The sequence below is a fragment of the Paenarthrobacter sp. NPDC057981 genome, from assembly GCF_042886835.1.
Classification (GTDB): Bacteria; Actinomycetota; Actinomycetes; order Actinomycetales; family Micrococcaceae; genus Arthrobacter.
On sequence record NZ_JBHVQI010000001.1, the window covers coordinates 529,311 to 550,215 of the forward strand.

General features: G+C 63.1%; 18 protein-coding genes. 11 read left to right on the forward strand and 7 right to left on the reverse strand.

Translation table 11 applies throughout. The features are described 5' to 3' along the window. Window positions 1-24 precede the first annotated feature (24 nt). Window positions 25-816 carry a DeoR/GlpR family DNA-binding transcription regulator gene (locus tag ACFVSI_RS02470; protein ID WP_387819515.1) on the reverse strand — a complete coding sequence of 264 codons (792 nt, stop codon included), beginning with the start codon at window positions 814-816 and terminating at the stop codon, window positions 25-27. 61 nt (window positions 817-877) lie between these two features. Further along, complete coding sequence (locus ACFVSI_RS02475; RefSeq protein WP_387819517.1) at window positions 878-1,471, reverse strand: 4-hydroxythreonine-4-phosphate dehydrogenase PdxA; 594 nt, start codon at window positions 1,469-1,471, stop codon at window positions 878-880. Here ACFVSI_RS02475 and ACFVSI_RS02480 point away from each other — a divergent pair. From ACFVSI_RS02480 to ACFVSI_RS02505, 6 genes are all read left to right on the forward strand, one after another. After that, complete coding sequence (locus ACFVSI_RS02480; protein ID WP_387819519.1) at window positions 1,440-1,634, forward strand: SDR family oxidoreductase; 195 nt, start codon at window positions 1,440-1,442, stop codon at window positions 1,632-1,634. The two genes, ACFVSI_RS02475 and ACFVSI_RS02480, sit on opposite strands and share 32 nt — an antisense overlap. A 169-nt stretch (window positions 1,635-1,803) precedes the next feature. Next, on the forward strand, window positions 1,804-4,203 hold the full coding sequence (gene ppsA, locus ACFVSI_RS02485) for a phosphoenolpyruvate synthase (protein WP_387819521.1): 2,400 nt from the start codon (window positions 1,804-1,806) through the stop codon (window positions 4,201-4,203). Further along, entirely contained in the window at window positions 4,204-5,046 is an 843-nt protein-coding gene (locus ACFVSI_RS02490) for a pyruvate, water dikinase regulatory protein (RefSeq protein ID WP_144658689.1), read from the forward strand. 133 nt (window positions 5,047-5,179) lie between these two features. Beyond that, window positions 5,180-5,605 (forward strand): ChaB family protein, encoded by a 426-nt coding sequence (locus ACFVSI_RS02495; RefSeq protein WP_387819523.1) that lies wholly within the window; start codon window positions 5,180-5,182, stop codon window positions 5,603-5,605. Between the two features lie 60 nt (window positions 5,606-5,665). Beyond that, a complete protein-coding gene (locus ACFVSI_RS02500) occupies window positions 5,666-8,056 on the forward strand; it encodes a molybdopterin oxidoreductase family protein (protein WP_387819525.1) in 2,391 nt (796 codons plus the stop codon). Further along, on the forward strand, window positions 8,053-8,514 hold the full coding sequence (locus ACFVSI_RS02505; protein WP_387819527.1) for a hypothetical protein: 462 nt from the start codon (window positions 8,053-8,055) through the stop codon (window positions 8,512-8,514). Before ACFVSI_RS02500 ends, ACFVSI_RS02505 begins: the two co-directional genes overlap by 4 nt. 198 nt (window positions 8,515-8,712) lie before the next feature. Here ACFVSI_RS02505 and ACFVSI_RS02510 read toward each other — a convergent pair whose 3' ends face one another. Beyond that, entirely contained in the window at window positions 8,713-10,161 is a 1,449-nt protein-coding gene (locus tag ACFVSI_RS02510) for an SLC13 family permease (RefSeq protein ID WP_387819529.1), read from the reverse strand. Between the two features lie 12 nt (window positions 10,162-10,173). Next, window positions 10,174-11,292 carry a PrpF domain-containing protein gene (locus ACFVSI_RS02515; protein ID WP_387819531.1) on the reverse strand — a complete coding sequence of 373 codons (1,119 nt, stop codon included), beginning with the start codon at window positions 11,290-11,292 and terminating at the stop codon, window positions 10,174-10,176. A gap of 233 nt (window positions 11,293-11,525) precedes the next feature. Between ACFVSI_RS02515 and ACFVSI_RS02520 the strand changes: the two genes are divergently transcribed. Beyond that, window positions 11,526-12,464, forward strand: a complete 939-nt coding sequence (locus ACFVSI_RS02520; protein ID WP_387819533.1) for a LysR substrate-binding domain-containing protein — start codon at window positions 11,526-11,528, stop codon at window positions 12,462-12,464. A 36-nt stretch (window positions 12,465-12,500) separates the two neighbouring features. Here ACFVSI_RS02520 and ACFVSI_RS02525 read toward each other — a convergent pair whose 3' ends face one another. Then, window positions 12,501-13,313, reverse strand: a complete 813-nt coding sequence (locus tag ACFVSI_RS02525; RefSeq protein WP_387819535.1) for a hydrolase — start codon at window positions 13,311-13,313, stop codon at window positions 12,501-12,503. Between the two features lie 200 nt (window positions 13,314-13,513). On the opposite strand from ACFVSI_RS02525, the gene ACFVSI_RS02530 reads away from it, so the two are divergent. The 4 genes from ACFVSI_RS02530 to ACFVSI_RS02545 are packed head-to-tail and all read left to right on the forward strand — an operon-like array spanning window position 13,514 to window position 18,396. Further along, complete coding sequence (locus ACFVSI_RS02530) at window positions 13,514-14,536, forward strand: 3-oxoacyl-ACP synthase III (protein WP_387819537.1); 1,023 nt, start codon at window positions 13,514-13,516, stop codon at window positions 14,534-14,536. Beyond that, the gene (locus ACFVSI_RS02535; protein WP_387819539.1) at window positions 14,530-17,196 is read left to right on the forward strand and encodes an alpha/beta fold hydrolase; all 2,667 of its coding nucleotides are present in this window, start codon (window positions 14,530-14,532) and stop codon (window positions 17,194-17,196) included. The genes ACFVSI_RS02530 and ACFVSI_RS02535 overlap by 7 nt, the downstream gene beginning before the upstream one ends. Beyond that, window positions 17,193-18,188, forward strand: a complete 996-nt coding sequence (locus tag ACFVSI_RS02540) for an NAD-dependent epimerase/dehydratase family protein (protein WP_387819541.1) — start codon at window positions 17,193-17,195, stop codon at window positions 18,186-18,188. The genes ACFVSI_RS02535 and ACFVSI_RS02540 overlap by 4 nt, the downstream gene beginning before the upstream one ends. 1 nt (window position 18,189) lies before the next feature. Then, window positions 18,190-18,396 (forward strand): DUF2945 domain-containing protein, encoded by a 207-nt coding sequence (locus tag ACFVSI_RS02545; protein WP_387819543.1) that lies wholly within the window; start codon window positions 18,190-18,192, stop codon window positions 18,394-18,396. Here the strand turns inward: ACFVSI_RS02545 and ACFVSI_RS02550 are convergent. Next, on the reverse strand, window positions 18,380-19,558 hold the full coding sequence (locus tag ACFVSI_RS02550; RefSeq protein WP_387819545.1) for a cation:proton antiporter: 1,179 nt from the start codon (window positions 19,556-19,558) through the stop codon (window positions 18,380-18,382). The two genes, ACFVSI_RS02545 and ACFVSI_RS02550, sit on opposite strands and share 17 nt — an antisense overlap. Before the next feature lie 46 nt (window positions 19,559-19,604). Beyond that, window positions 19,605-20,843, reverse strand: coding sequence for a non-homologous end-joining DNA ligase (gene ligD, locus ACFVSI_RS02555; protein ID WP_387819547.1), 1,239 nt, complete (start codon window positions 20,841-20,843; stop codon window positions 19,605-19,607). Window positions 20,844-20,905 lie beyond the last annotated feature (62 nt).

Genomic DNA, 20,905 nt, shown 5'->3' on the forward strand with positions numbered 1-20,905 from the left:
TACAGTACCGAAAGTATCCGGGACTCAGGCGCCAACTACGGCATCGTTGGACACAGCTACCACCTGTACTTTCACACCTGCGCTGACGAACTTACCGAGCTCCTTCGGGTCGGCGCCGTCGTCGGTCACCAGCGTCCACGGTGCGGCGAGCCGGGCCCAGGCATGGAAAGGACGGAGCCCAAGCTTGGACGAATCGGCCAATACGTAGACACTGCTGCCCCGCCGTGCCATGAGTTCCTTGAGCCGGGTCTGGGAATGGTCTGCCTCGCAGATTCCGTCCTCGGCAGTGACGGCATCAGCGCCAAGGAAGACTCTGTCAAAGCTCATTCGTTCCAAGGCCACTTCCGCCAAGGGGCCCACGAAGCTTTGGCTGAGAGTGCGAAGACGGCCACCAAGGCAGTCCACCTCGATGCCTTCGGAATCAGCCAATTCCTGCAAGGTGTTGATGCCCGGAGTCGTCACGGACAACGGGCCGAACCCCCGCAGTTCGTGAGCCAGAGCGCCAACCGTAGAGCCGGCGTCAAGAAGGATATTCTCACCAGCCCGGACTTCAGCCGCCGCCCCGCGCGCAATTGCGTGCTTCTGCTCGAACGCTTCGCCGGTGCGCTGCCGTAGTGAGGGTTCGGGATGCGCCCCGAGTGCCATGGCCCCGCCGTAGGTTCGCGCAAGGCGGCCCTGCGAGTTCAGCAACGCCAGGTCCCGTCGGATGGTTGAGGCGGTGACGTCGAACCGCGCCGACAGTTCTTCCACCGACGCCAGGCCCGTGGTTACGGCAAGGTGGTAGATCTCCTCGCGCCTTGCACTTGCCGAGAGCATTCTTAGGTCTCCTTACCGTGACGGTGCTACCCATGCTAACCGCCACACCGGGCACGAGCGGTTACACAGCCATGCTGGGGCGGGTTGCCATCTCGGCGGCCTGGTGCAGTGCTTCGACCATGTTGCGGGAATCCGCAATTGCCTTTCCGGCAATGTCGAAAGCGGTACCGTGGTCCACCGAGGTACGGATGACAGGCAGGCCCACTGTGATGTTGACGCCGGCTTCGATCCCGAGAACTTTGACGGGCCCGTGACCCTGGTCGTGATACATCGCCACCACGAGGTCGTAGTCTCCACGTCCGGCCAGGAAAAACAGTGTGTCGGCGGGCAACGGTCCGACAGCATTGATTCCATCAGCCTGCGCGGCCTTGACACCGGGCTCGATCTTTTCAGCTTCCTCGCCCTGGCCGAAGAGTCCATTCTCCCCGGCGTGTGGATTGATGGCGCAAACCCCGATTTTGGGTTCGGGCACTCCGGCCCGGACCAGGGCTTCGTGTCCGCGGCGGATGGTGCGCTCCACCAATCCGGGCTCAATCTTGCGAATGGCATCGGCCAGTCCGATGTGGGTAGTGACGTGAAGGACATGGGCGCAGGAACTGGCGCCGCGGGCAATCACCGTGAACGTGCTGTCGCCAGGGCCTACTGACACGCCCATGCTGAACGATCCCGGCCGAGCTGCCACTCCCGTGAAAATGCCGGCACTCGGAGCCTTGGTGGATCCGGGAGACGTCGCAGCCCTCGCCGCGTTCCTGCTGGGTCCGCACGGCAAGTCCATCACAGGCCAGAACTACGTCATCTGCGGAGGAGCCTCTCTGTAGTTGAGCGGGTTCAGCATTCTGTCAAGTCACGGCCCAATGTCCTCCAATTACTGCTTCGTTCTGTTGAACGGGTCACATTTGTTTGCATCCTGGCTCTGTGCCCTTGATCCTTGCAAGACCTAGTTTTTTTCAGCGCTTGTCAGAGCGTGCCCAATGGAGGACACAATTTATGACTAACGTTCTTTGGTTTTCGGAGCTTGGCCTGTCCGACCTTGACCAGGTCGGAGGCAAAAACGCTTCACTCGGTGAGATGGTGCGAAATCTCGCCTCGGCGGGGGTGAAGGTTCCAGGTGGTTTTGCGACGACGGCGGACGCCTACCGGCGCTTCCTGGCGGAGTCGGGCCTTGACGCCCGGATTGAAAGTATCTTGGAGGGCTTGGACAGCGGCGATGTGGCCGCCTTGGCCAAGGTTGGCGGGGAAATCCGGTCCCTGATCCGCGAGACGCCGTTCCCTGCCGGTTTCGAAGAGGAAATCCGCTCGGCGTACCGGCGCCTCACCGAGGAACACGGCGCTGACGTGTCCTGGGCGGTCCGATCCAGCGCCACGGCCGAAGACCTTCCTGATGCTTCCTTTGCCGGACAGCAAGAGACCTTCCTGAACATCCGGGGGATTGACAACATCCTGCTCGCGATCAAGGATGTCTTCGCCTCGTTGTACAACGACCGGGCCATCGCCTACCGCGTCCACCACGGTTTCACGCACTCCGAGGTCGCGCTTTCGGCGGGTGTGCAGCGCATGGTGCGCTCCGACGTCGGCGCCTCGGGGGTGATGTTCACCATGGACACCGAGACCGGTTTTACGGACGCGGTGTTCATCACGTCCTCCTATGGCCTTGGCGAAGCCGTGGTCCAGGGTGCCGTGAACCCCGATGAGTTCTATGTCTACAAGTCTGCGCTGGCTGCCGGGCGCCCGGCGGTGCTCAAGCGAGGTCTGGGCGAGAAGGCCGTGCAGATGGTGTACACGGAGACCGAAGAAGTTGGCAAGACTGTTGACTTCATCCCGGTGCCGCAGGAGTCGCGGAGCCGCTTCAGCCTCAGTGACGCCGAGGTGGAGCAGCTTGCGCGTCACGCCGTTGCCATCGAGCGCCACTACGGACGGCCCATGGACATCGAATGGGGCAAGGACGGAGTGGACGGGGAACTGTACATCCTCCAGGCCCGCCCGGAAACCGTGGAATCCCGCAAAGCCGCGGGTGTAACCTCCCGGTACACGCTCACCGAGCGTTCAACGGTGTTGGTGGAAGGCCGTGCGATCGGTCAGCGCATCGGCGCCGGCCAGGTCCGGGTTCTGTCCTCGATCGAGCAGATGGCCTCGTTCCAGGAGGGCGATGTCCTGGTGGCCAACATGACCGACCCCGACTGGGAACCGATCATGAAGAAGGCCGCCGCGATCGTCACCGACCGCGGCGGACGGACCTGCCACGCGGCGATCATCGCCCGCGAACTGGGCATTCCCGCCGTCGTGGGAACCGGCTACGCGTCCCAGATCCTCAAGGACGGCACCCCGGTGACCGTCTCCTGCGCCGAAGGCGAAGCGGGGCTGGTGTACGAAGGGCTGCTGGAGTACTCCCTCCAGGAGACAAGCCTCGACACCATGCCTGAAGCTCCCGTGAAGATCATGATGAACGTCGGGACCCCGGAGCAGGCCTTCAGCTTTGCCAAGCTCCCCAACCACGGCGTGGGCCTGGCCCGCCTGGAATTCATCATCAACCGGCAGATCGGTGTCCACCCCAACGCCTTGTTGGCTGTCGCTGGTGAGATTGAGCGCCCGGCAGCACTGGATGACTACACGGTCCGGCAAATCCAGGAGAAAACCGCAGCTTACGATGGCCCGCGCGATTACTACGTGAGGCGTTTGGCCGAGGGAATTTCGACCATCGCGGCGGCGTTCGCCCCTGAACCGGTGATCATCCGGCTTTCGGACTTCAAGTCCAACGAGTACGCGAACCTGATCGGCGGCCCCGCCTTCGAACCTGAGGAAGAGAACCCGATGATCGGGTACCGCGGAGCTTCCCGGTACCTCTCCGAGTCCTTCCGGCAGGCGTTCGAACTTGAGTGCGAGGCCCTGAAGTACGTCCGCAACGAGATGGGCCTGACCAACATCAAGCTCATGGTCCCGTTCGTGCGCACCCTGGAGGAGGCAAGCGGCGTCATTGACCTGCTCGCAGCCAACGGGCTGCGTCGCGGCGAGAACGGCCTGGAGATCGTGATGATGTGCGAGCTGCCGGCCAACGCCCTCCTGGCTGATGAGTTCCTGGAGTACTTTGACGGGTTCTCCATCGGATCCAACGACCTCACCCAGCTCACCTTGGGCCTTGACCGTGACTCCGCCTTGGTCGCTGATGGCTTTGACGAGCGAAACCCGGCGGTGACCAAGCTTCTGGAGTTGGCCATCACCGCGTGCCGGGCCAAGGGACGGTACGTGGGAATCTGCGGCCAGGGGCCCAGCGACCACCCGGACTTCGCCGAATGGCTGCTGGCACAGGGCATCAGCTCGATTTCGCTGAACCCGGACGCCGTCACCGAGACCTGGTTGCGCCTGGCCCGCACCACCAGCACACCGGTCTAAATGACGGATCACGCAACCGTGGGGGCGGGCTCCGCGCCCGCCCCCACGGTGTTCTTTCTTTCGGACAGCACCGGGATTACTGCTGAAACCCTTGGCAACACCCTGCTGACCCAGTTTCCCGGGCAGCGGCTGGAGCGCCGGACCATCCCGTTCATCACCACCATTGAGCAAGCACGCGAGGTGGTGGCCGTGATCGACAAAGTGGCGGCGTCAGGTCCCGTGCCGATCATCTTTTCTACTGCTGTCGGGCAGGACATCCGTGCCGTGCTCTCCCAAAGCCGCGGGCAGTTCTTCGATTTGTTCGGTACCCACATCGGGCAACTTGAACAAACCCTTGGCTCTGCGGCCAACGGCAAGCCCGGCCAGGCCCACGGAGTGGGGGATGCAGTCCGCTACCAGTCCCGCATGGCCGCCGTCGAATATGCCATCGAACACGACGACGGCCAGTCCCTGCGCGCGCTGGAGCGCGCCGAGCTGATCCTCATCGCGCCTTCCCGCTGCGGCAAGACGCCCACCACCATGTATCTTGCCCTGCAGCATGGCATCCTGGCCGCCAACTTCCCCCTGGTCGAAGAGGATTTCGAGGTCCTGGCGCTCCCGAAGCCCTTGTTGCCTTTCGCGGACAAATGCTTCGGTCTGACGTCGCAACCTGTCAGGTTGAGCCAGATCCGCCAGGAACGCCGGCCAGGCAGCAGCTATGCGTCGTTGAACCAATGCACCTTTGAACTCCGAAACGCCGAGGATATGTATCGGGCCAACAACATCCCGTACGTGAACTCTGCGTCCATGTCCGTTGAGGAAATCTCGGCCACAGTACTCCAGCGGATGCAACTGCACCACTGAGACTGGGCTGGCCCTACCCTGTCCCTCAAGACCCGGTAGGGCTCAGTTCGTTGGGCACCTTGTTCCTATGTAGTAAGCATGCTTAGCTAATTGAAACGGCCCGGCTTGCTGGGGCCCGACAATTGGAGGCGTCATGCCCAAGACCGGGAAGAATGATCACGCCCGCAAGAACGAACTGCCGTCGACATTGCAGCGTTCGGAGCAGAAGGCCCAGGACACGTTCGCCAAGACCTACGATTCGGCCATGGAATCCTACGACAACGATTCCAGCCGGGCGGCACGCACTGCGTTTGCTTCGCTGAAGCACAGCTACGAGAAAGTCGGGGACCACTGGGAACCCAAGGACGAGCGCGGTCCTTCCGATGCGCGCGCCGAAGAAGGTGCGGACTCAACCTCGCCGACAGCCGGGGGAGTGGACGCCAATGCATCCAAGGAACATCTCTACGGGAAAGCCCAGCAGCTTGGCATCAAAGGCCGCTCGAAAATGAACAAGGACGAGCTCGTAGAGGCGCTGCAAAAGGCCAATGACGCAGCCACCCGGAGGGCACGGAAAGGCTGATTCCTCCGCGACCCGGGGTTGAGCAGTGCATGCACTTTGGATTCGAGGAGGCGCACGAGGATGAATCGCATCACCGACATCTGGGGACCACGGACGCCGTTTCCGGCAGGGCAGGAATGGCCGGTCCGCGTGGACCTCGCCCTTGAAGAGGGACTCCCTGAAGGCGAGGTGGACCGCTGGGTCCAATCCGCCTGTGTTCTCTGCAGCAACGGCTGCGGTTGCGACATCGCTGTCAAGGATGGCGTCATGGTTGGTGTCCGCGGCCGCTCCCAAGACCGGATCAACAAAGGCCGACTCGGGCCGAAGGGTCTCTTTGCCAGCTGGCAGGGCGTAGCCAATCGGGATCGCCTGACCCGGCCCATGATCCGAGAGGGTGGGCGATTGGTGGAGACCGACTGGGAAACGGCAATGGGCCGCATCGTCAACCGGAGCAAGGAGCTCCTGGACACGAAAGGTCCGTTGAGCCATGGCTTCTATACCAGCGGGCAGCTCTTCTTGGAGGAGTACTACGCACTGGCGGTGATCGGGAAAGCGGGGATTGGAACTCCGCACATGGATGGCAATACCCGGCTGTGTACGGCTACCGCGGCGACTGCGCTCAAAGAGACCTTCGGGGCCGATGGCCAGCCCGGAGCATATGAGGACATCGACAGCTGCGACGCCATCTTTCTCTATGGCCACAACATGCCCGAGACCCAGACCGTCCTGTGGTCCCGTGTCTTGGACAGGCTGACGGGACCGACACCACCCAAACTGGTGTGCATCGACCCCCGGAACACCGAGGCAGCGCGTTATGCGGATGTGCACCTGGCGCTCCGCCCGGGAACAAACCTCGCCCTGATGCATGCCCTTGTCCGTGAGGTCATTCACCAAGGCTGGTTCGACGACCAGTACGTCAATGAGCACACTCTTGGCTTCGAAGAACTGAAGCAGACCGTTGAACCATGGACCCCGGCGGCTGCTGCCGAGGTCTGTGGTGTCAGTGCGGACGACATCATGATGGCCGCCCGGATCTTCGGAACGGCGCCGAACGTGCTCTCCACCGTCCTGCAGGGCTTTTATCAGTCATCCCAGGCCACGGCCTCGGCATGCCAGGTGAATAATCTGCACCTTTTGCGGGGCATGCTGGGCAGGCCAGGCGCGGGGCTGCTTCAGATGAACGGGCAGCCCACCGCCCAAAACAACAGGGAATGCGGGGCCGACGGCGACCTGCCGGGCTTCCGTAACTGGAGCAACAAGGATCACGTCGAGGAATTGGCCAAGCTGTGGAATGTGGACCCGGGTGTTATCCCGCATTGGGCACCGCCCACCCACGCGATGCAGATTTTCCGCTACGCCGAGCAGGGCTCCATCAACTTTCTCTGGGTATCGGCTACGAACCCTGCAGTATCCCTGCCTGAACTGGCGAGGATTCGGCGGATCCTGGCCAAGCCGGCCCTCTTCCTCGTGGTTCAGGATCTCTACCTGACCGAAACGGCGGCGCTGGCCGACGTCGTCCTTCCTGCTGCCGCCTGGGGGGAAAAGGTGGGGACTTTCACCAACGCATCGCGCGTGGTTCACCTTTCCGAAAAGGCCGTGGAGCCGCCGGGCGACGCCCGCGCGGACCTGGATATTTTCCTCGATTACTCCCAGCGGATGGGCTTCTCCACCGTTGACGGTGGGCCCCTGCTTGAATGGAAAGGGCCCGAAGAGGTTTTTGAAGCGTGGAAGGAATGTTCGCGTGGACGGCCATGCGATTACACCGGCCTCAGCTACGCCAGGCTCCGCGGCGGCAGCGGAATTCCCTGGCCCTGCACAGAGGATCACCCGGAGGGAATCACCCGGCTCTACAGTGACGGTGTCTTTCCCAGCACTTCGGATTACTGCGAGAACTATGGTCACGACCTCTTGACCGGGGCTGAGGTGGGGTCCGAGGCTTATCGGGCGATGGCACCCAACGGACGTGCCTGGCTTAAAACTACCGCCTATCACCCGCCTCATGAGGAGCCCGACGACGAGTATCCTTTGCGGTACACCACGGGCCGCACGGCCTACCACTTTCACACCCGTACCAAGACGGCCCGTTCCCGGGAGCTAAATGCCGCGGCCCCCCGAATGTGGGTCGAATTGTCCGCCGAGGATGCCTCGGGTCTGGGGATCAGCGAAGGTGACCTGGTGCGGGTGTCATCGCGGAGGGGTCGTATCGAGGCTCCGGCGCGGATCAGCGGCGTGCGGCCCGGTACTGTGTTCGCGCCCTTCCACTACGGCTACTGGGACAGGCCGCGCAGCGGGGAGACCCTTGAACCCCGGGCAACCGCAGCCAATGAGCTGACACTCACCGAATGGGATCCCGTGTCCAAGCAACCCGTCTTCAAGAATGCCGCTGTGAAGGTTGAGAGGATCGGCGACGGTACGGGACCGGCACCGGCCCCGAACACCACGGCCTCCCGGCCGGAAGGGAGGCGGGCATGAATCTGGATGTCTATCTGGGACTCTTGGCCAACAGCGAGAAAACCCTTGCGGGGTCGTTGAGGCAGGTTGCCGATGGCCACGGTGCGGAACCCGATGTTCACTTCATCTGCCAAAGCCTGGCCAGGCAGTCGGACCATCACTGGGAACTCCTGGATCCGGTTATTCAGCGTTACGGTGGGTCCGGCAACGAACGGGAGCCGGAGCGGCTCCACGCCCAAGGGCTTTCGACGACGCGAAGCGGTCCCGTAGGGCTGTTGCGCGACCTTCAGGACGTGTTTGTTCTGGCCAGTCTCGTGGACATCACCTGGACCGTCGTGGAGCAAGCCGGCCAGGCGCTCCGGGACGAGGAGCTGCTGTCTGTCGTCGGGCAGTCCCGGGCAGAGACCCAAGGACAGTTGCGGTGGTTGAGGACCCGCATCAAGCAGGCCTCGCCCCAGGCCTTGCTGGTGGCCGAATAGCCTGTCTTGCGTATTTCCGTCGACACCCGTCCGGACATGACGTGGGCAGGGCCACCATGTGGTGACCCTGCCCAAGCTGCGCTGGCATCCCTTCCTGCGCCCGTCTTTCGGGCTACCTGTTGCGATGGTGTGCAGAATGCGATTCCCAAGCGCCCGCCGGGAAGACTGCTCCCGGCGACTTTTCGAAGCGCTGCGCCCTTACATGATTCCGGTGGGGACCAGCAGCGCCCACGCCAGGGCCGGCGCCACCAGGACAACACCGCCCGCGTATGCCATGAGCTGCTTGTACACGCGCTGGCGGTCCTCGTCGCGGGCGTTGGCCACTACCAGGGCTCCATCGGTGGAGAAGGGCGATACGTCCACTACGGTTGCTGCGATGGCCAGCGCCGCTACGGTACCTGAGGCGCTGAGGGAACTGGTCGCCAGCAGGGGGCCGGCCAAGGGGATGAAAGCGGTGAGGAGGGCGGTGGAGGACGCGAAGGCCGAGCCGACACCGATCACGTAGCAGAGGACCAGTGCGATCAGCAGCGGCGCACCAAGTGCCAATGCCATCTCCGCGAGGGTGTCAATCACGCCGACGTGCTGAAGCAAGGAAACGTAGGTGATCATGCCGGCAACCAGCAGGACAGTGGACCAGGAGATGCCGCCGATGAAGGTCTTGTGCTCCTTGATGTTGACCAGGGCCAACAACAGTCCTGCCGACAGGGCCACGAAGCCGATCGGCATGCGGAAGCCGAGGGTGCACACGAGGATCGCCAGAATGAGTGCCAGGGTGAGGATCTGCTGGCCGCTGGGACGTCCGATTCGGGCTGTGTCGAGTCCGGCGTACTCGTTGGAGTGCTTGTCGCGCAGCTTGCCCATGAGGGCGAAGAGCACGATCGTCAGGGCCGACAGAATGAAGTTCAGGGCGAAGCTGGCCAGGAACAACGCGCCCTGGTCGATGGGGAAGTCGTTCTTGTGTGCGATGTCGTGGACGAGGACGCCCGCTACGGACAGGGGCGAGAAGCCACCTGCATGGGCTCCGTTGATGACGAAGGCGCCCATGAGGACGGGGTGGATGCGGGATTCGTAAGCAAGGCCCAGGGCGGCGGGTGCCAGCAGCGCAACGGCGGCAGGGCTGAAGGTGCCCAGCGAGGTGAGGGCGGCGGCCATGAGGAAAAAGACCCACGGCAGGAGCATGGTCTTGCCCCTGACCATCCTGACGCAACTTTGAACGATGATGTCGATGGAACCGTTCCTCTGCGCCATGCTGAAGAAGTAGGTGACTCCGATGATCGTCAGGACGATGCTGGCGGGGAATTCTTCGAGAATCTGCTTGTCGGTCATGCCGAGGACGAAGTAGCCGACGCCGAAGGAGGCCACCAGCCCCATCACGCCGATGTTGAGCGGCCACTTGGTGGCGACGACGAACATCACCACCAGGATGACCAGCGGGATGATCTGCGTGGCGGTCATGGTCGGCTCCGATTCCGGGGTGGCCGCCGGGTTGAAGATGGCACCCCCGAACAGGATGGCCACCAGGCCCAGGATGACGGTAGCGGCAACCGTTACCAGCAGGATACGGCGGCGTGTGGTGGGACGCTTGGAACGCTCGTCCTGAATGTCGCGCTCTGCCTCGGGTGCTGGTTGGTAAATAGTCTTAGCCATGGTTTTCTCTCCTCATCGAGTGGCTGTTTCCAGTGAGGCTTCGACGGCGTTGCCGAGAGTCTCCGGGAGGTGGATGATGCTGGTGGCGATGGTGCGGGCCGTGCGGTCGACGCCGACAAGGACGGAACCGTGGTGTTCCTCGCTCCATGTTTCGATGACGCCGGCGGGTGTCTTCAGTTTCAGCGCTGCGCCGGCGGCTCCGCCCGTGATGTCGTTGATCACGGTGCCCGGCGTCCGGGCGGCAAGCGTCAGGGCGATGCTTCCAGTGATGGCCAGGGCCGGGTGCGGCTTGCCCATGGAAAGCATCATGACGTTAACATCGGAGTCGGGGTTCGCGCCGTTGGGCGGGCCGACGATGGCCAGCTTCGGCACGGCCCGTGCCGCCTGTCCGGGAGTCGGGGCCATCCCCATCCGGACTGCTCCCTGGCGCCGGATGACGTCCAGGGTGTCCAGGTGCTGTTCCACACCTTCCTTCCACGAGTCGTAGTGTGCTGTGTCCAATCCAAGATCTTCGGCGCGGACAATAACCACAGGAGCCCCGGCATCAACCATTGATACCGTCCAGGACTTTCCCCCGGCCAACACGGTGTCACTTGCAGCGCCCGTTGGCAGCAGCTGTCCGGTTGTCTTGCCGGCAGGATCCTGGAAGCCGAGGCCCACTTTGAATCCGGGAAAGGTGACGCCCGGCATCTGCGCGTCGGGGACGATCGGCAAGGCGCCGGAGGGAGTTGCAACCTGCTGGATGATGAGCTGGTCGGTATTGGTATTGCGGGTGACAATACGCGTGGTGTCGCCTTGAGGGGTGACCCACCCTTTTTCGATGGCGTAGAGACCTACTACGGCTGAGCAGTTTCCGCAGTTGCTGCCCCAGTCGACGGTTGCTTCCTCGATGCCTACTTGGGCAAAGGTGAACTCCACGTCAACGGAGGGATCCGACGGGCGGCGGAGGATCATCGCCTTGCTGGTGGTCGAGGTCGCCCCTCCCACACCGTCGATTTGCCGGGAATCCGGACTTCCGAAGAGGCGTGGCAGCAGTTGGTCCAGGTCAATGCTGGTTTCGTTGAGGTTTTCGGTTTCGAAGACCCAGCACTTGCTGGTTCCTCCGCGCATCCATTCCGCTTCAATCTTCATCAGTCCTGCACTCCTTCTGCCGTTCCCGGCGGGCTCTTCATTCAGCATGAGCCGGATCACACATGAAGACAATGTGCGATAATTGAGGGAGGGTGTAGCAATGCTTCATTCACTGCCGTGCGGGGGTCAAATGAAACTCTTGCTAGCTGTTGGAGGTACGAAGTGAGCTGGTGGATGGTTGATGTCCCGCGGTCCATGTATAGGATTAACCAAATTCGCAGAAGGGTGCACAATTGCTTAACGATGAAGCCCAAAATTTATACGACATCCGCAGGCTTGCTCTGTTGGTCGAGGTGGTGGAGCAAGGTTCGATCACTGCAGCAGCTGACACCATGATGTACACCCCTTCCGCCGTGTCCCAGCAGTTACGCAAACTCGAGCAAGAGGTAGGCCAGCCGCTCCTGAACAGACGCTCGCGGGGAGTAGTGCCCACGGAGGCTGGCCAGGTACTGGCGGGCCACGCGCGTAAGATCCTGGGACAAATCCGTGCAGCCCAATCCGATATAGACCAAATCGCGGGCCTCCGGCGGGGCTCTCTGACCATCGGCACCTTTCCCACCTTGGCGGGCTCTTTTCTCCCGGTTGTGATCAGGGCCTTCAAAAAGCGCTACCCGGCCATCGGCCTGTCCGTTCGCAGTGCCCGGTTCGATGAGTTGGTGTCGGACCTGGAGTCGGGAGTTACCGGTCTATGCCTCTTGTGGGACTACCCGTGGAATCGCTTCGAAGACGAATCGATCAGGACCACTGAGGTTTTCCAGGAGAGTACCGTCATCCTGGTGGCGAAGGGCCATCCTCTGGCAGGTCGCGACGAAGTGTCCATGAACGAGCTCCGCAAAGAATCGTGGATCGTCCGCGCGGAAGCCCATCCCGTAGTGGAGGTTCTCCAGCGCTCTGCGCACGACGCCGGCTTTGAACCGACCATCGGCTTCCTGGCCAATGACTACCAGGAAGCGCAGGCCATGGTGAGTGTCGGCATGGGCGTGGCCATGGTGCCGAAGACAGCTGTAGCGTTGCAACACCCCGATGTCAGGGTCCTGAGCCTTGGCTCCGCGGCCCCGCTTCGCCGCGTGCTGCTCGCGCAACGCCAGGATAAGGTCTATGCACCGGCCGAGGTGGCTTTTCACACCACCCTTCTGGAAATTGCGCGCGAACGCGGCGGCGATTACCTCTGACTCCGGATGGCGGGCCTGCCAAACCGCAGGCCCGGCTCAGGTCAGATGGTCGAAATCACCACGTGCCCACGCAGCGTGCCGTGCAGCCGATAGGCGCAAAATCTCCCGGGCGTCAGTACTGATGACGTTGTTGAAGTTGCCGTAGATCCGGTCGAAGGTGAGTTCTCCCAGCTGGGCGGCGATCCGCAAAGCTACATCACCAGAGAGCGGAAGATGGTTCGGGTAGCTGCGCATGAACGCTATGGAGCGACGGTCCGGATTGGGAAAGACGCTGTCACCGGTGAGCAGGACACCTCGTCCCTGTGCTCCCGCTGCCCAGTGGGCCACGGCGCTGCCCGGGAAATGGCCCCCGGTTTGGTGAAGGACCAGTCCTTCCGCAAGCTGCAAGCTCTGCGACCAGTAGGTAATCATGGGATCCTCCCGCCCAAGCCAGCCGCGGTCGGCTGCGGCAACGAACACGGGGACGCCCCCAAGCCGACGCGACCACTCCACTTGGACTCCGAACATGTGTGGATGGCTCGAAGCGATGGCCAGCACGGGACCATGCTCCAGCACGGAGCGCACGAGGTTGTCATCGACGTAGCCGATTGGATCCCACAGCAATGAACCTTGAGGCGTCACCACCAGCTGCGTGGTTTGTCCGATCCCTACCTTCGGGGCGGTGCTGATGCCGAGGAGTCCCGGCTCGTTCTCCTTCAATGGTGCCTGTTGGCCTGCCTGCTCCAGCGCCTCCAGTGTGAGCCAAGCTTGCCCATCCAAGGGAACGTATTGTCGTTCATCAGTGCAGATGGGACAGGAAGCGGGTACGGGCTCATCGCGTTCTACGGCGCAGGCTGCGCAGATCAGCATTGATTGTTCCTTCCAGGCATTTGCCCAGACTATGACAAAAGAAATTCACCCGGAAGCGAAATCGGGGCGTTCCTGCCCCGGGTGGCTTAGGGCCAAATAGGCATGACGGGGATTTCCCCTGCATAGTTAATGTCTTGGGCTTGCATTGATGGGTACAGTCACCGCAAGAATGCAGCACGGAAATGAACAGGGGCTCGACTTTGGCAGGGAATGCAACCTTCCGGCACAGCAACACCGCACTGCTCTCGGTGAGCAGCGTCGAAGCTCCGAGAATTGTGAGCTCGACGGACTTTGACCACAGGCTCGCATCCACCCTGAAGCGTCTGAAGTTTCCACCCCGTCTGCTGGAGCGCGTAGCAGGCATCACCCACCGCAGATGGTGGGCAGCGGGAACATCCTTTGACGACGCCGCGGTGGATGCAGGGGCCAAAGCCATGGCGGAGGCAGGCGTGGAAGCTTCTGACATCGGTCTGCTGATCAATACTTCGGTGACCAGGCGAAACCTGGAACCATCAGTGGCGGTCAAAATCCACCATGAACTGGGCCTGCCGTCGTCGGCACTGAATTTCGACCTCGCCAATGCCTGCCTCGGGTTCGTCAACGGCATGATCCTGGCTGCGAACATGATTGATTCCGGTCAAATCAAGTACGCGGTGATTGTCAACGGCGAGGACGCCCAAAGCACCCAGGAAGCAACCTTGGAACGACTGCAGCGGCCCGAAACCACGCGGGATGATTTCAACCGGGAATTTGCCACGCTCACGTTGGGTTCCGGCGCTGCGGCCGCAGTCCTCGGACCCGCGAACGAGCACCCGGGCGCGCATCGCCTCGTCGGGGGAGTGATGCGGGCCGGCACCGAGCACCACGAATTGTGCGTAGGCGGCATCGATGGCATGACCACCGACACCAAAGGCCTGCTGGATGGTGGCCTTCAGCTGGTGGTGGACGCCTGGCATGAGGCCCAGCCCGAGTGGGATTGGGCAGCAATGGACCGCTATGTCACCCACCAAGTCAGCAATGCCTATACCCAGGCAATCATCGATGCCATCGACCTGGACCCAGAGAAGGTCCCCATTACGTTCCCGCACTGGGGCAACGTGGGCCCTGCCTCGCTCCCGATGACCCTCGCTGCTGAGGCCCAATCGTTGAATTCCGGAGACAGGGTCCTGTGCATGGGTGTCGGTTCAGGCTTGAACGCAGGGATGGTGGAGATCGTTTGGTAGCCACCAGCTGGCCTGGCGTCGACCCTGAATGGTCACGGATAGTTCGAGTCAGGTCGACGTCGGCAGTTGACGCATCTGGCACAACGCACCGCTGGCACATCCTGGATAACGGGCCCCAACTCGAACGGCGCGGCCTGGCTCCTGTCGGCACGCTGCTGTGTGTCCATGGGAACCCCACGTGGTCCTATCTTTGGCGGACACTGCTGACGGCTGGATCCGATGCAGCCCGCCCTTGGCGCGTCATCGCAGTGGACCAACTGGACATGGGCTTTTCGGAACGGACCGGCACCTTCCGTCGTCTGCAGGACCGGGTCAACGACCTTGGCGATCTCAGCGACGCCTTGGGCCTGGACGGCCCCGTCATCACGGTAGGCCATGACTGGGGTGGCGTCATCAGCCTCGGCTGGGCGCTGGCTCATCGGGACAATCTTGCGGGCGTGGTTCTCACCAACACGGCCGTCCACCAGCCCTCGGGTTCCCATATTCCGCCGGCACTGCAGCTGGCCTTGCACCCAGCGGTGCACAGCTGGGGCACCACCACCTCGGATGCCTTCCTCAGAGTGACCCATTCCCTGGCCCACCCACCATTACGGCCCGATGTCCGGAAGGCCTATATGGCCCCCTATCGAGGCGTGCAGCGCCGCTCGGGCGTGGGAAACTTCGTCGCTGACATTCCGGTGGATGAAACCCACCCCAGCTTCACGGCGCTCCAGGATATCGCGGAGGGCCTGCGCGAACTTGAGGTGCCGGCTCTGATGCTGTGGGGCCCCAAGGACCCCATCTTTTCCGACAGGTACCTCAAGGACCTGGTGGAACGGCTTCCGCAGGCGGACGTGCATCGCTTCGAAGGAGCAGGTCATCTGGTGGCGGAGGACAGGGATATCGCCACGCCGCTCTTCCAGTGGCTCGCTGGCCGCGAAGAACCTGCTGGCGGCCGTGGCGCTGACAGTCTCCCGCCCGGACAAACCCGGGAGGAGCCCTTTCGCCCGTTTTGGGATTCCGTGGAGACGCTGGCCAGCGGAACCGCCGGCCTGGAAACGGCTGTCGCCGAAATGGGCAGCGACCGCAAGATAAGCCGCTCGCTGAGCTGGCAGCAGCTGCACCGGAACATCCTGGATCTCCAGGAAGGACTCCACAGGGCTGGCGTGGGCAGCGGCACGCGCGTGAGCCTGATGGTTCCCCCGGGAGTGGACCTCACTGTGACGCTCTACGCCTGTTTGCGGTTGGGCGCCGTCGTGGTGGTAGCCGACGCCGGGCTGGGAGCCAAAGGACTCAGCCGGGCGGTAAAGGGCGCAACCCCCGATGTCATCATTGGCATCGACAAGGCCTTGGTCGCGGCCTCACTGTTTGGCTGGCCGGGGCGTCGGTTCAGCGTGCGCGACCTTCCGGCGGGCCGCCGTCGTATGCTTGGGGCGGAAACCTCGCTGGATGCCTTGGCGAGGGAAGGCGCAGCAAGTGCGTACCGATCACAAGCGGACTACGTCGAACCTGACGCGCCCGCGGCAGTTCTCTTCACCTCCGGCTCTACCGGCCCCGCGAAAGGTGTCCTCTACACGCACCGGCAGCTGACAGCGATGCGCGACACAGTCGGTGGAACCTTCGGCATCCAAGCCGGTTCCAAGCTTGTGGCAGGCTTTGCTCCGTTCGCTCTGCTTGGGCCGGCGCTCGGTGCGGTCTCCGTGACCCCGGATATGGACGTTACAGCGCCAGGCACTTTGACTGCCGGGGCCCTCGCGGACGCAGTGGCAGCCATCGACGCGACGGTGGTTTTCGCCGCGCCAGCTGCGTTGCGCAATGTGGTGGCTACCGGTGACGTCCTGACTGGACCGGGTCGGGAGGCGTTGGGGAAAGTTGGCTTGCTGTTGTCCGCCGGCGCGCCGGTGCCGGAGCCACTGCTGTCCCGTGTCCAGAAACTCTTGCCGCACGCATCCTTGAGGACCCCTTATGGCATGACCGAAGCGCTCCCGGTCACCGATATCAGCCTTGAGCAGATCCAGACGGCGGCAGCTGACGCGGCAACCGGCAACTGTCTCGGTGCGGGTAACGGTGTTTGCGTGGGGACGCCCGTGCAGGGGGCACGCTTGGCGGTCATCCCCTTGGACGAGCACGGCAAGGCATCCGGTTCGTCTCCGGTAACCGAGGCCGCCGTCACAGGGGAAATTCTGGTGAGCGCTCCACACGTCAAGCAGGCCTACGACAGGCTGTGGGTGACCCAACAGGAAAGCGTCGATCCATCGGGATGGCACCGTACCGGCGACGTCGGCCATTTCGACGCCGAAGGTCGTCTGTGGGTGGAGGGTCGCCTCGTCCATGTCATCACTGCGCCCAACGCGGTGGTGACGCCGGTAGGTGCAGAACAAGCCATTGAGCAACTGGAAAGCGTCCGTCTTGCGGCCATTGTTGGAGTGGGGCCGCGCGGCACCCAAGCCGTTGCCGCCGTCGTCGAGACCGTACCGCCCGCCCCCAAGGCGGGGTTGGCGGCGCCACAGCTTGCCGCCAGTGTCCGGCGCGCCGCGTTGGCGGCCGGCGTCCAGGTTTCGGCTGTGCTGCAGGTGCCGGCGCAGCCCACGGATATCCGGCACAACGCCAAGATCGACAGAACCCGCCTGGCCCGGTGGGCCAACCGCGTACTGGCCGGCGGCCGCCCGGGGAAGCCATGAGGGTCCTCGTTACCGGAGCCAGCGGGCTCCTGGGGAGTGAGGTTGCCCGCGTTCTGGTGCGCCAGGGCCACGAGGTCACCACCTTTCAGCGGAGGCGCTCGGGAGTTGACGGGGCCGCGGACGTTTGCGGTTCGGTGACCGACGACGCCGATGTCCTGCGGGCGGTGGACGGCATGGAAGCAATCATCCATCTGGCAGCGAAGGTTTCCTTTGCAGGCCGTGCAGCGGACTTTCACAGCGTCAATGTCGAAGGAACCCGCCGTCTGCTCGAAGCGGCCCGTGCCGCCGGAGTGCGCGACACGGTGTTTGTCTCCTCTCCGTCGGTCGCGAACTCCGGCCAGGCCATTGCCGGCCTTGGGGCAGAACCGGCCGACCCGTTTCGGGCGCACGGCCACTATTCGCGAACCAAGGCTGAAGCGGAACTGTTGGCCCTGGCATCCGATTCCCCGGAGTTCAGGGTCGCCGCGGTACGGCCACACATCGTGTGGGGCCCCGGTGATACCCAATTGGTGGAAAGGGTCCTGGCGCGGGCTGCGCAGCACCGCCTGCCGCTTCTCGACGCCGGGGCAGCGCTGATCGACACTACATATGTGGACAATGCTGCGTCGGCGATAGTTGCGGCCCTGCATCGGATGGACCATGTTCGGGGTATAGCGCTGGTGGTGAGCAATGGCGAGCCCCGCCCCATTGGCGAGCTGCTGGCTGACATTTGTGCGGCCGGGGGAGTTCAGGCGCCCAGCTGGGCTGTGCCGGGCGTCGTTGCGAGGTTCGCCGGCTCCGTGGTGGAAAAAGTCTGGACATGGTCGCGGCGCAGCGAGGAGCCCCCGATGACGAGGTTCCTCGCCGAGCAGCTCTCCACCGCGCACTGGTTCGACCAACGCCAGACGCGGCGGCTTCTCGATTGGTCGCCAGTGGTCACCCTTGATGAGGGCCTGGCCCGGCTGGCAGAGTACTACAAAGGCAGTAGAAGCGAGCTGACACCGAAGGACTGACATGGCATTGAAACCTGGAGCCCATGTGGAGTGGAACACCCCGCAGGGCAAAACCCACGGCAAGGTCATCGAGAAGAAAACCAGCGACTTCGAACTCGACGGCAACACCCACCGGGCCAGCGAGGACGAGCCGCAATACGTGGTGGAATCCGGGAAAACGGGAGCCCGTGCTGCACACAAGGAGTCGGCGCTCACCGAGAAGAAGTAGCGCCCTGCAGCTGGCGAAGCGCGAACAAGGGGAACAACAGGACGGAGAGCATGCCTGCGCCCACGAGGGCGGAGGCTATGCCGCTGGATATCAGGTCATGGTCACGGCCGATGCCCGTGACGGCCACAATCACCGGCAATCCGGTTGCCCCGAAAAGCACGATGGCTCGCTTTCCCCGGGCTGAGGAGCCTGCTGGAGCTGCGAGCAGCGACGGCAGGCCACGGACAATCAGGAGCAGGACCAGGAACAGGGGAACCATCGCCAGGGCCAGGGGACTGGACGTCAAAGCGCTGAGCTCGAAATCTATCCCTGTATCGATGAAGAAGACCGGAACCAGGAAGCCGAAAGCGATGGCATCAATTTTCCTGTCGATGACGATCCTGTCTGCTTCAGGCGCCCTGGCAATCGCTACCTTCCACAAGACGCCGGCAGCGAAAGCACCCAACAGCATGTCCAGTCCCAGAAGCATGCTCAGGACGACGAGCGAGCTGAGGATCAACATGATGGACCGGACCGCGAACTGGCCGCTTGTGTGGAGGGTCCGGGTCACCTGCTGATGAAACAGGATGTGCCGGGAACGTGATGCGAGCAAGATCGCAACAACCGTCAGCAAAACGAAGCCAAGAAGGACCCCCGATGCCGTGCCCAGTTGCTTGCCACTGAAAAACAGGGAGATGGCAATGAGCGGGCCGAATTCGCCCACCGCGCCCAAAGCGGCCACCCCAATGCCGATGGGGCTCTTGGCCTGGCCTGCGTCCCGGAGGATGGGCAACAGTGTTCCCAGGGCAGTGGAGGACAGGGCGACGCCGATGATCACCGCTGCTTCCACTGCAGACACCAGCGCGAATCCGGCCGCTATACCGGCGGCCAGCGAGATGACCCAGCCAACAGAGGCCCGGATGATGGGGCGGCCACGGATGGCCCCAAAATCGATTTCGTTGCCCGCGACGAAGAACAACATGGCAAGCCCAAAATCCGCCAAAGTATCGGTGAACTGCGTGGACTGGACCCACCCCAGGACGCTGGGTCCGAGCAGTATCCCAAGGACGATCTCGAACACCACGATGGGGATCTTCGCTATCGGCTCCACAACGCGGGCAGCAAGGGGAGCCGCAACGGCCATGGCGGCGATGAGGACCAGCGACACGGACAAGCTTTCCATCACCGAAACCTCCGCCTACCGGCTTGCTGCCGGGGAGAACCGCCCGTCAGGGATGCCCGGGCCATTCCCTGCCAGCCCAGGGATCGTAGTCCGCAATCAGCGCCTCCTGCTGCGGCCGTTCGTGCTCGGGGACATGCTGGAGGTTGACCCTGACGCGGTACCAAAGGGAACTCGATCCGCGCATCCCATCAATCAGAATGTCGGCCAGGTGCAGTTTGGGCACGACATCAGGATGCTGATTCTTCCATTCCTCCAACGCTGCCAGTGCCTCTGGCTTGGTCTTGGTACGCGCCACTTCTATGAGCGGCATGGAGGAAGTCCGACGCCCGGAGCCATCTCCTGACCGTGGGGCCTTCTCAGCGGGGCCGAGTTCGGCGGCCAAAGCGAGCAACCGCTCCAGCGAGCCGGTCTCGTCGTCGATCCCGGAATGGGGATCACCACCCGACGCGAACCGCTCGGGCACCGTCAGAACCGTGAACTGCTCAGGCCGGGCGGAACGTACCTCGTCCCACGTAAGCGGCATGGAGACCCGGGCATCGGGCCGCGACCGGACGGAGTAGGCCGAAGCTACGGTCCTGTCCTTGGCGTTCTGGTTGAAGTCCACGAAGACACTCTCACCCCGTTCTTCCTTCCACCATCGGGCTGTGACAAGGCCGGGTGCCCGGTTCTCCACTTCGCGGGCGAGGGTCTCTGCAGCCAGGCGGACGTCGCGGTATGACCATTGGGGCGCGATCCGCACCAGAATGTGGAGCCCCCGGGAGCCGCTGGTCTTGGGCCATCCCACAAGACCGACGTCACCCAGCACTTCCCGCGCGACATAGGCGGTGTCCACGATCTGGGACCAGTCGACGCCGGGCATGGGGTCCAGGTCCACACGGAGTTCGTCGGGATGGTCCAGGTCTTCGGCCCTCACAGGATGCGGGTTGAGGTCAAGGCACCCCAGATTCACAACCCACGCCAAGCCGGCGGCATCCCGGATGACCGTCTCCTCTGCGGAGGTGCCGGATGAATAGTGAAGTGTTGCCGTGTGAATGAATGCGGGGTGGTTCTCCGGAACCCGTTTCTGGAAGAAGGGTTCGGCGTCGATGCCCTTGGGGAATCGCTTGAGCACCATAGGCCTGCCGCCCGCCCCACGGAGGGCGCCGTCGGCGACTGAGAGGTAGTAGTTGACCAGATCGAGCTTGCTGACACCCTGTTCCGGAAATACCACTTTGTCCGGGTTGGAGATCCGGACTTCTTCGCCGCCGACGTCGAGTACTTCCGCCGGTGTCTTGGAGGGGCTCATGCGGTCACGCTAGCAATGAACATCGGATCCAACCAGAGGTTGGCCGACTATATTGGCCATGT

Excerpts from the sequence above, each read along its gene's own strand:
- ACFVSI_RS02470 (WP_387819515.1), bottom strand. The coding sequence starts at position 816 with ATGCTCTCGGCAAGTGCAAGGCGCGAGGAGATCTACCACCTTGCCGTA.
- ACFVSI_RS02475 (WP_387819517.1), bottom strand. The coding sequence starts at position 1,471 with ATGGGCGTGTCAGTAGGCCCTGGCGACAGCACGTTCACGGTGATTGCC.
- ppsA (WP_387819521.1), top strand. The coding sequence starts at position 1,804 with ATGACTAACGTTCTTTGGTTTTCGGAGCTTGGCCTGTCCGACCTTGAC.
- ACFVSI_RS02490 (WP_144658689.1), top strand. The coding sequence starts at position 4,204 with ATGACGGATCACGCAACCGTGGGGGCGGGCTCCGCGCCCGCCCCCACG.
- ACFVSI_RS02495 (WP_387819523.1), top strand. The coding sequence starts at position 5,180 with ATGCCCAAGACCGGGAAGAATGATCACGCCCGCAAGAACGAACTGCCG.
- ACFVSI_RS02500 (WP_387819525.1), top strand. The coding sequence starts at position 5,666 with ATGAATCGCATCACCGACATCTGGGGACCACGGACGCCGTTTCCGGCA.
- ACFVSI_RS02505 (WP_387819527.1), top strand. The coding sequence starts at position 8,053 with ATGAATCTGGATGTCTATCTGGGACTCTTGGCCAACAGCGAGAAAACC.
- ACFVSI_RS02510 (WP_387819529.1), bottom strand. The coding sequence starts at position 10,161 with ATGGCTAAGACTATTTACCAACCAGCACCCGAGGCAGAGCGCGACATT.
- ACFVSI_RS02515 (WP_387819531.1), bottom strand. The coding sequence starts at position 11,292 with ATGAAGATTGAAGCGGAATGGATGCGCGGAGGAACCAGCAAGTGCTGG.
- ACFVSI_RS02525 (WP_387819535.1), bottom strand. The coding sequence starts at position 13,313 with ATGCTGATCTGCGCAGCCTGCGCCGTAGAACGCGATGAGCCCGTACCC.
- ACFVSI_RS02540 (WP_387819541.1), top strand. The coding sequence starts at position 17,193 with ATGAGGGTCCTCGTTACCGGAGCCAGCGGGCTCCTGGGGAGTGAGGTT.
- ACFVSI_RS02545 (WP_387819543.1), top strand. The coding sequence starts at position 18,190 with ATGGCATTGAAACCTGGAGCCCATGTGGAGTGGAACACCCCGCAGGGC.
- ACFVSI_RS02550 (WP_387819545.1), bottom strand. The coding sequence starts at position 19,558 with ATGGAAAGCTTGTCCGTGTCGCTGGTCCTCATCGCCGCCATGGCCGTT.
- ligD (WP_387819547.1), bottom strand. The coding sequence starts at position 20,843 with ATGAGCCCCTCCAAGACACCGGCGGAAGTACTCGACGTCGGCGGCGAA.